This is a genomic window from Cupriavidus sp. WS (genome assembly GCF_000395345.1).
GTDB classification, from domain to species: Bacteria; Pseudomonadota; Gammaproteobacteria; order Burkholderiales; family Burkholderiaceae; genus Cupriavidus; species Cupriavidus basilensis_B.
Genome location: NZ_AQPL01000578.1, coordinates 1 through 8,164, shown reverse-complemented (window position 1 = coordinate 8,164; position 8,164 = coordinate 1). Strand labels below are relative to the sequence as shown.

At 71.6% G+C, this 8,164-nt stretch carries 7 protein-coding genes; 5 read left to right on the top strand and 2 right to left on the bottom strand.

The features are described from left to right. Window positions 1–179: 179 nt before the first annotated feature. Window positions 180–1,082, bottom strand: coding sequence for a LysR family transcriptional regulator (locus tag K206_RS0134915; RefSeq protein WP_020206907.1), 903 nt, complete (start codon window positions 1,080–1,082; stop codon window positions 180–182). A gap of 197 nt (window positions 1,083–1,279) precedes the next feature. Here K206_RS0134915 and K206_RS0134910 point away from each other — a divergent pair, with 197 nt between their 5' ends. The 5 genes from K206_RS0134910 (at window position 1,280) to K206_RS0134890 (ending at window position 6,471) form a co-directional block, all read left to right on the top strand. After that, the gene (locus K206_RS0134910; RefSeq protein WP_020206906.1) at window positions 1,280–2,257 is read left to right on the top strand and encodes a tripartite tricarboxylate transporter substrate binding protein; all 978 of its coding nucleotides are present in this window, start codon (window positions 1,280–1,282) and stop codon (window positions 2,255–2,257) included. Window positions 2,258–2,318: 61 nt separating this feature from the next. After that, entirely contained in the window at window positions 2,319–3,944 is a 1,626-nt protein-coding gene (gene ggt / locus K206_RS0134905; protein ID WP_020206905.1) for a gamma-glutamyltransferase, read from the top strand. Between the two features lie 276 nt (window positions 3,945–4,220). Continuing rightward, window positions 4,221–5,081: a PhzF family phenazine biosynthesis protein gene (locus K206_RS0134900; RefSeq protein ID WP_020206904.1), complete on the top strand. Its 861-nt coding sequence runs from the start codon at window positions 4,221–4,223 to the stop codon at window positions 5,079–5,081. 123 nt (window positions 5,082–5,204) lie between these two features. Beyond that, window positions 5,205–5,822: a pyridoxamine 5'-phosphate oxidase family protein gene (locus tag K206_RS0134895; protein ID WP_020206903.1), complete on the top strand. Its 618-nt coding sequence runs from the start codon at window positions 5,205–5,207 to the stop codon at window positions 5,820–5,822. A 25-nt stretch (window positions 5,823–5,847) separates the two neighbouring features. After that, window positions 5,848–6,471, top strand: coding sequence for an FMN-binding negative transcriptional regulator (locus tag K206_RS0134890; protein WP_020206902.1), 624 nt, complete (start codon window positions 5,848–5,850; stop codon window positions 6,469–6,471). Here the strand turns inward: K206_RS0134890 and K206_RS0134885 are convergent. Then, a complete protein-coding gene (locus K206_RS0134885; RefSeq protein WP_029044430.1) occupies window positions 6,468–7,907 on the bottom strand; it encodes a CoA transferase in 1,440 nt (479 codons plus the stop codon). The two genes, K206_RS0134890 and K206_RS0134885, sit on opposite strands and share 4 nt — an antisense overlap. Window positions 7,908–8,164: the final 257 nt, after the last annotated feature.

Below are 8,164 nucleotides of genomic sequence, written 5' to 3'. Positions count from 1 at the left end.
TCACGCGCCCGCTGTCGCTGGGCCTGCTGATCGCCGCCGCCGTGCTGGTGCTGATCGTGGCGCTGCCGTCGATCAAGAACAAGCGCGAGGAAGCGTTCCAGGAAGAATAAGCCGGCAACGGCGCGGCGGACCGCCGCAACCGCAAGACCTTCGAAAGGGTGCCGCGAGGCACCCTTTTTTCATGGCCGTGACCCGGCCTCGCCGCCGAACGACGCCATGCACGCCTCGCGCACCACCGCCGTGACATGCCGGCGCGCGTGGTCGCGCCGCTCCAGCATGCCGACCGTGCGCAGCACCGGCGCGCCGCCGGCTTCCAGCGGCAGGATGCGCAGGGCTTCGTCGTCGCGCCAGCGCGCGCGCCGCAGCAGCGGCACCACGGTCACGCCGACTTCCTGGCGCACCAGCTCGACCAGCGCCTCGATCGAATTCAGCTCGAGGAATTCGTTGACGCGCAGATGGGCGCGGCGCAGCGCGCGCTCGACCAGCATGCCGGTGCGCTGGCCGCGGTCGAAGCGCAGGAAGGGGTTGGCCGCGAGCGCTTCGCGCGCGCTGACGCCGGGCATGCCGAGGCCGGCGATGGCCACCAGCGGCTCGCGGTAGAGCGGCGTCCACACCAGCGTGCCGGGCAGGCGGCCGGCGCCTTCCACCAGCATGGCGGCGTCGAGCTCGCCGGCTTCCACCTGCGCGGCCAGGTCGATCGACTTGGCGCCCACCAGGCGCACGTCCAGCGCGGGGTAGGCGCGCTTCATGCGCGCCACCACGTGCGACAGGCCGCCCATCACGGAGACCACGGCGCCCACCGCCACCGCGCCGGCCATCGCGTCGGGCGCCTCGGGCGGCAGCCGCATCTCGCCGTAGAGCGCCAGCATGCGGCGCGCCTGCGGCAGCAGCTCGCGCCCGCCGGCGTTGAGCACCACCACCCGGCCGCCGCGGTCGAACAGCTCGCGCCGCAGCTCCATCTCCAGCGCGCGCATCTGCAGGCTGACGGCGGCCTGCGTGAGCGCGACCTGCTCGGCGGCGGCGGCGAAGGAGCCGTGCTCGGCCACGGCGACGAAGGTACGCAGGAAACGGATGGTGCTCATGGAATGGGACCTCGGCAGGAGGCTTTCCCGCCACGCTGATACTTAAGAAAATCTTGAGATACAAGAAAGAAATATTAGCTTTCATTACGATGGGGCGCACGGAATAATGAAGCGACACATCACCGCCACATCGGCGGTGTAGCGCGCGCGGCCCCGCCGCGAGCCGCATCGCCTGCCTTCCCGATCCGGAGATCATCATGAAACACTGGCTGCGCCTGCTGGGCACGAGCCTGGCCACGAGCCTGGCGCTGGGCGCCGTCCCGGCCTTCGCCGACACGTTCCCGAACAAGCCGATCCGCCTGATCGTGCCGTTCCCGGCCAGCGGCGCCACCGACCTGCTGGCGCGCGCGATCGCGCAGAAGGTGGGCAGCAACATCGGCCAGCAGATCGTGGTGGACAACCGTCCCGGCGCGGGCGGCGCGATCGGCTCCGACATGGCGGCCAAGGCGCCGGCGGACGGCTACACGCTGCTGATCGCCACCACCAGCACGCACTCGATCGGGCCGTACATCAACACCCACCTGCCCTACAACACCGAGACCGACTTCACGCCGATCGGCGAGGTGGCCATCGCCACCAACGTGCTGGTGGTGCCGAACGCCCTGCCGGTGAAGAACGTCAAGGAACTGATCGACTACGCCAAGAAGCATCCCGGCGAGCTGAACTACGCTTCGAGCGGCAACGGCACCGTGGTGCACCTGACCGCCGAGGCCTTCAAGGCGCAGGCCGGCGTGTTCATCACCCACATTCCGTACCGCGGCACCGCGCTGGCGGTGCCGGACCTGATCTCCAACAAGGTGCAGGTGCTGTTCGACAGCATCGTCTCGGGCCTGCCGCACGTGAAGGACGGCAAGCTCAAGGCGCTGGCCGTGACCAGCCTGAAGCGCTCGCCGCTGGCGCCGGAGATCCCCACCGCCAGCGAATCCGGCCTGCCCGGCTTCGAGTCCGACACGTGGTTCGGCATCTATGGCCCGAAGGGCATGCCGGCCGACCTCGTGAACCGCCTCAATGCCGAGTTCAACAAGGCCATCCAGGCGCAGGACGTCAAGGACCGCCTGGCCAAGCTGGGCGCCGAGCCGGTCGGCGGCACGCCGGCGCAGTTCGCCGCGATGGTCAGGAAGGACAGCGCGCGCTGGGGTAAGCTCATCAAGGACCGCAAGATCACCGTCGAATAAGAAAGACGCACAAGAAGCGGCGGCGCGCCCCTGCGCGCCACGCGAGCAACCGAGACAAGCCATGCAGAATTTCAACTGGACCAACCCCTATCCCTCCGTGCGCATCCCGCTGTTCGCGCGCAACGTGGTGTCCACCTCGCACCCGCTGGCGGCGCAGGCCGGCCTGCGCATGCTGCTCAAGGGCGGCAACGCGGTGGACGCGGCCATCGCCGCGGCGGCGGCCATCACCATCGTCGAGCCGGTCTCGTGCGGGCTGGGCAGCGACGCCTTCGCCATCCTGTGGGACGGCAAGGAACTGCACGGCCTGAACGCCTCCGGCGTGGCGCCGGCGGCGTGGAACCCCGACTACTTCAAGAACAAGTACGGCGTGGACGCCAACGGCATCGCCAAGCGCCCGGTGCGCGGCTGGGACGCCGTCACCGTGCCGGGCGTGATCGCCGGCTGGGCCGCGCTGCACGAGCGCTTCGGCAAGCTGCCGTTCGCCGACCTGATGGAGCCCGCCATCGAGATCGCCGAGCGCGGCTACGCCGTGCCGCCGGTGGTGGCGCACAAGTGGGCCGCCGCGGTGCCCGAGCTGAAGGACCAGCCCGGCTACGCCGAGGCCTTCATGCCCAACGGCCGCGCGCCCGCCGTGGGCGAGAAGTTCACGCTCAAGGCCGCCGCCGACACGCTGCGCAAGATCGGCGCCACCAAGGGCCGCGCCTACTACGAAGGCGAGATCGCCGAGCGCATCGCCGCCTTCAGCAAGGAGTGCGGCGGCGCCATGACCGCCGCCGACCTGCGCGACTACAAGCCCGACTGGGTCAAGCCGATCAGCAAGTCCTACCGCGGCTACGAGATGCACGAGATCCCGCCCAACGGCCAGGGCATCGCCGCGCTGATGGCGCTGGGCATCCTCGACCAGTTCGACCTGGCCGCGCTGCCGGTGGATTCGGTCGAGTCGCAGCACCTGCAGATCGAGGCGATGAAGCTGGCCTTCGCCGACCTCTACCGCTACGTGGCCGACCCGCGCAGCATGGAAGTCACGCCCGAGCAGATGCTCGACGACGCCTACCTCAAGTCGCGCGCGAAGCTGATCGACATGCAGCGCGCCACGCATTTCGACTTCGGCATGCCCAAGGTGGGCGGCACCATCTACCTGAGCGCCGCCGACGAGAACGGCATGATGATCTCGTTCATCCAGTCGAACTACATGGGCTTCGGCTCCGGCGTGGTGGTGCCCGGCACCGGCATCAGCCTGCAGAACCGCGGCGTGGGCTTCTCGATGGACCCGAAATCCGCCAACGTGGTGGCCGGCGGCAAGCGCCCGTTCCACACCATCATCCCGGCCTTCCTGACCAGGGGCGGCCAGCCGGTCATGAGCTTCGGCGTGATGGGCGGCGACATGCAGCCGCAGGGCCACCTGCAGACCGTGGTGCGCATGGTGGACTACAACCAGCAGCCGCAGGCCGCCTGCTGCGCGCCGCGCTGGAAGGTCAACCGCGATTTCACGCTCGACGTGGAAGCCAGCATGGACCCGGCCGTGGTCGCCGGCCTCAAGGCGCGTGGCCATCAGCTCAAGTCGGTCGACGACCCGTACATGGACTTCGGCTCCGGCCAGTTCATCTGGCGCCTGTCGGACGACGCCGACCACGGCTACGTGGCCGCCAGCGACAGCCGGCGCGACGGACAGGCTGTGGGGTTCTGAGGTTGCGCGGGTAGTGTTGGAGCGTCCTGCAACAGCACACTTGCCGCCTGTTTGCTCCCCTCTCCCACGTCGTGGGAGAGGGGAGCAAACCTTTGGCAACCGGCGATACGTCGGCGATCCGGCTCCCGTCAACGGGACGCTTTCCTGCGGGCCAGCGCAATAGTGTCCGCAACTGGCCCGGCCGGCTTCGGCACGACTGTGCATGGCGTGCGCGCGCCGGCGCCGTAGACTGTGACGTCCGCCACCCACGGCCCGGCGCCCTCCTCCGGAAAATACATGACCACCTACGCCTACCGCCTGCTCAACGTGTTCGCCGAATCGACCTTCGGCGGCAACCCGCTGTGCGTGTTCGAAGACGCGCGCGGCCTCGACGACGCCACCATGCAGGCGCTCGCGCTGCAGTTCAACCTGTCCGAGACCACCTTCATCCTGCCCTCGGCGCAGGCCGCCGCCCAGGTGCGCATCTTCACGCCCGGCTACGAGATGCGCTTCGCCGGCCATCCCACGCTCGGCACCGCGCACGTGGTGCGCGAGCTGGCCGGAGCCGGCGATGCGTTCTCGCTCGAATTCAAGGCCGGGGTGGTGCCGGTCACGGCGCAGGGCGACGTCTGGACCTTCACCGCGCCGCACGCCGGCGCGCCGCGCACCGCGCCGGCCGGGCTGCCGGACGCGCAGATGGCCGGCCTGCTCGGCCTGGCCGAGGCGGACCTGCTGGCGCCGCCGATGTGGGTCGATACCGGCGCCGACCAGTTGCTGGTGCCGCTGCGCAGCGTGGACGCCGTGCACCGCACCCAGCCCGACAGCAGCCGGCTCGAGGCATGGCCGCAGAGCAGCCTGGGCCGCAAGACCGCCTATGTGTTCGCCTTCGACCCCGCCCAGCCCGGACGCATGGTGTCGCGCTACTTCTTCACCAAGCAGGGCGGCGGCGTGGCGGAAGACCCGGGCACCGGCTCGGCCTGCGCCAACCTGGGCGGCTGGCTCATCGCCAGCGGCCGCGCGCTGCCGGCCAGCTACCGCATCGACCAGGGCGAGGCCGTGGGCCGGCCGTGCGCGCTGCACCTCGAGGTCACGGCCGCGCGGGCCATCCGCGTGGGCGGGCGCGTGATCGAGCTGGGCCGCGGCACGGTGACGCTCTAGCATGTGACGCCGCGGCATCCGGCGCGGCCGCCGCGCGCCGGTCGGGCCTGGACGGCGCCGGATTGCGGTACAGTCAGGTTTCCTCGCAAAAGAACCCCGCGCGCGCCGCCCGGCGCCCGAGCCATGAATCCCTACGCCATCACCACGCTGGCCGAGCTGGAGGCCCGCTACGGCGACGCCGGCGAAGCCTCGCTCGCCAAGGAAGTCGACTATCTGCATCCGCACTACCGCGCCTTCATCGAGGCCGCGCCGCTGTGCCTGCTGTCCACCGTGGGCGGCAAATACGCCGAGTGCTCGCCGCGCGGCGACGCGCCGGGCTTCGTGCAGGTGCTCGACGAGCGCACCCTGCTGCTGCCGGACCGCCGCGGCAACAACCGCATCGACAGCCTGCGCAACATCGTGGCCGATCCGCGCGTGGGCCTGCTGTTCGTGATCCCCGGCGTCAACGAGACCATCCGCGTGGCGGGCACCGCCACCATCTCGGTGGACCCGGCGCTGATCGCGCGCTGCGTGGTCGACGGCAAGGCGCCGGCCACGGTGCTGGTGATCGCCATCGAATCGGTGTTCTTCCAGTGCGCCCGCGCGCTGGTGCGCTCGAAGCTGTGGGCGCCCGAGACGCAGGTGGCGCGCGACCGCCTGCCGAGCAACGGCACCATCCTCGCAACGCTGACGCGCGACGCCATCGACGGCACCGCCTATGACGCGGCCCAGCCCGCCCGCATGCGGCAAACCCTGTATTGACGACTCACACTCCGGTCACGCCCACATGTACCTGCCTTCTCACTTTGCCAGCACCGAAGCCGACGCCATCGACGACGTCATGCGCGGCTACCCGTTCGCCACCCTGGCCGGCAACGACGCCGACGGCGTCCCCTTCGCCACCCACCTGCCGGTGGTGGCCGAGCGCACCGGCGACACCTGGCGCATCGAGGCACACATGGCGCGCGCCAATCCGCACTGGCGCTGGCTGGAGCAGACCCCGCGCGCGCTGCTGGTGTTCCAGGGCCCGCACGGCTACGTCTCGCCCGCGCTGTACGACCAGAAGCTGTCGGTGCCGACCTGGAACTACGTGGCGGTGCACGTCTACGCGGAAGTCACCACGCTCCACGACGCCGCCGACAAGGACGCGCTGCTCAAGCGCCTGATCGCGCAGCACGAGCCGGACTATGCCGCGCAGTGGCGCGGCCTGCCGGAGGACTTCCAGCAGAAGATGCTGGGCGCCATCGTCGGCCTGCGCATCGTGCCGACGCGCGTGGAGGCCAAGTTCAAGCTCAGCCAGAACCGGCCCGCCGCCGACCGCGAGCGCATCCTGGCCGCGCAGCGCGCCGGCACGCCGCTCGAGCGCGACATGGCGCAGTGGATGGCGCGCATGACCGGCGCGCAAGGCTAGGCGCGCGGCAGCCACGCGGGCGCGTGCGTGCCGAGCGGCACCGAAGGCAGCGCCCAGCGCGCGGGCGTCTGCGACAGCCGCGCCGCGTGCGACACCACCGTCAGTTCGCCAAACCCGGACGGCATGGTCTCCAGCAGGTCCCGCACGTCCTCGAAGCGCTGCTCCGGCTGGCGCAGCCCGCCCTCGACGCGGCCCAGGCCGCGCAGCCACTGGCCGGTCTGCGCCAGCGACACGCGCACGTGCCAGCTGCCGCCCTCGGTGGCGCGGCGGTATAGCGCGGCCATCACGCCGAGCGCCAGCAGGTAGCCGGCGGCGTGGTCCAGCGCCTGGGCCGGCAGCGGCAGCGGTTCCGCGCTGCCGGCCGCCTGCGCCTCGGCATGGTTGAAGCCGGTCGCGGTCTGCACCAGCGAGTCGAAGCCGCGCCGGCCGGCCCACGGCCCCACGTGGCCGTAGGCGCTCAGCGTGGCATAGACGATGCCGGGCCGCGCGCGCGCGGCGGCTTCCGGCCCCACGCCGAGTTCGGCCAGCCCTTGCGGGCGGTAGCCCTGCACCAGCACGTCGGCGCCATGCAGCAGCTTGTGCAGGGCGCGCTTGTCGTCGGGGTCGCGCAGGTCGAGCTGGCAGGAACGCTTGCCGCGCCCGGTGTCGATCACCAGCGGCGCGATGAACGGCAGGTGCGCCGCCGTGACCAGCAGCACGTCGGCGCCGTGCGCGGCCAGCGTGCGCCCGGCCACCGGGCCGGCGATGATGCGGGTGAAGTCCAGCACGCGCACGCCGGCCAGCGGCCGGGCGCTCTCCGCCGGGAAAGCCGGCAAGGGCTGCGGCGGCGCCTCGCCGATGCGCTCGAGCACGAGCGGCGGCAGCCCGCGCAGGGCCTGTCCCTGCGGATGGCGGTCCCAGGCCTCGAAGCTGCGCAGGGCCGCCACCACGAGGCCGGCCTCGGCGGCGGCGGTCTCGAACGCCTCGGCCTCCCATTTCGACAGCGCCGCGCCGACCGCGGCCGGGTCGGGGCCGCAGCCGAGCAGGCGCAGCACGCCGTCGCGGTGATGCGGGAAATTGGTGTGCAGGCGCACCCAGCCGCCGTCGCCGCAGCGGTAGAGGCCGCCGGTCCGGTCGCGGAATTCCGGCGCCGGCGCGCCGTTCACGCGCAGGTAGCGCTCGCTGCGGAACTCGGCCGCGGCATGGCGCATGTCCACCGCGACCTGCTGCGCGCCGCCGCCGCGCAACTGCCACAAGGCCGCCGCGGCCAGCGCCGCGGCGCCGATGGCCGCCTGCGCCGCGGTGCCCACGGCGAACGAGGAAGGCAGCACCGGATCGGCGCCGGCAAGCCGCAGCGCATCCGGCGCGGCGGGCGGCAGCCCGGCGGCCTGCCAGAGCCCGGCCACGGCTTCCTGCGGGGTCGGGCGGGCGGCTGGAGTGACGGTCGAGGCGGGCATGGCGGCAAGGCTCCCGGAAAAGTGGATGGTGTTGACTCCATGCTAGGCCGAGTCGGACGTCTTGGGGACGTCTTGGGGACGTCTTGGGGCCGGTTCGAGGTCTCCCGGAGGCCCCGTTTTGGGGTCTTTTGCCGTCTTTTGCCGCGCGCTCCGGCCGCCGCCCCCCATCCGCGCGCCGGGTTTCCACGATGCGCCGCGCAGGCACGGTAAAATCACGCGACCCGGCATTCCGCCATGCAATCGAGCAGCGCGGCGGG

What these genes read in the sequence shown, in the direction of transcription:
- K206_RS0134915 (WP_020206907.1), bottom strand. Translation starts at nt 1,082, where the DNA reads ATGAGCACCATCCGTTTCCTGCGTACCTTCGTCGCCGTGGCCGAGCAC.
- K206_RS0134910 (WP_020206906.1), top strand. Translation starts at nt 1,280, where the DNA reads ATGAAACACTGGCTGCGCCTGCTGGGCACGAGCCTGGCCACGAGCCTG.
- ggt (WP_020206905.1), top strand. Translation starts at nt 2,319, where the DNA reads ATGCAGAATTTCAACTGGACCAACCCCTATCCCTCCGTGCGCATCCCG.
- K206_RS0134900 (WP_020206904.1), top strand. Translation starts at nt 4,221, where the DNA reads ATGACCACCTACGCCTACCGCCTGCTCAACGTGTTCGCCGAATCGACC.
- K206_RS0134895 (WP_020206903.1), top strand. Translation starts at nt 5,205, where the DNA reads ATGAATCCCTACGCCATCACCACGCTGGCCGAGCTGGAGGCCCGCTAC.
- K206_RS0134890 (WP_020206902.1), top strand. Translation starts at nt 5,848, where the DNA reads ATGTACCTGCCTTCTCACTTTGCCAGCACCGAAGCCGACGCCATCGAC.
- K206_RS0134885 (WP_029044430.1), bottom strand. Translation starts at nt 7,907, where the DNA reads ATGCCCGCCTCGACCGTCACTCCAGCCGCCCGCCCGACCCCGCAGGAA.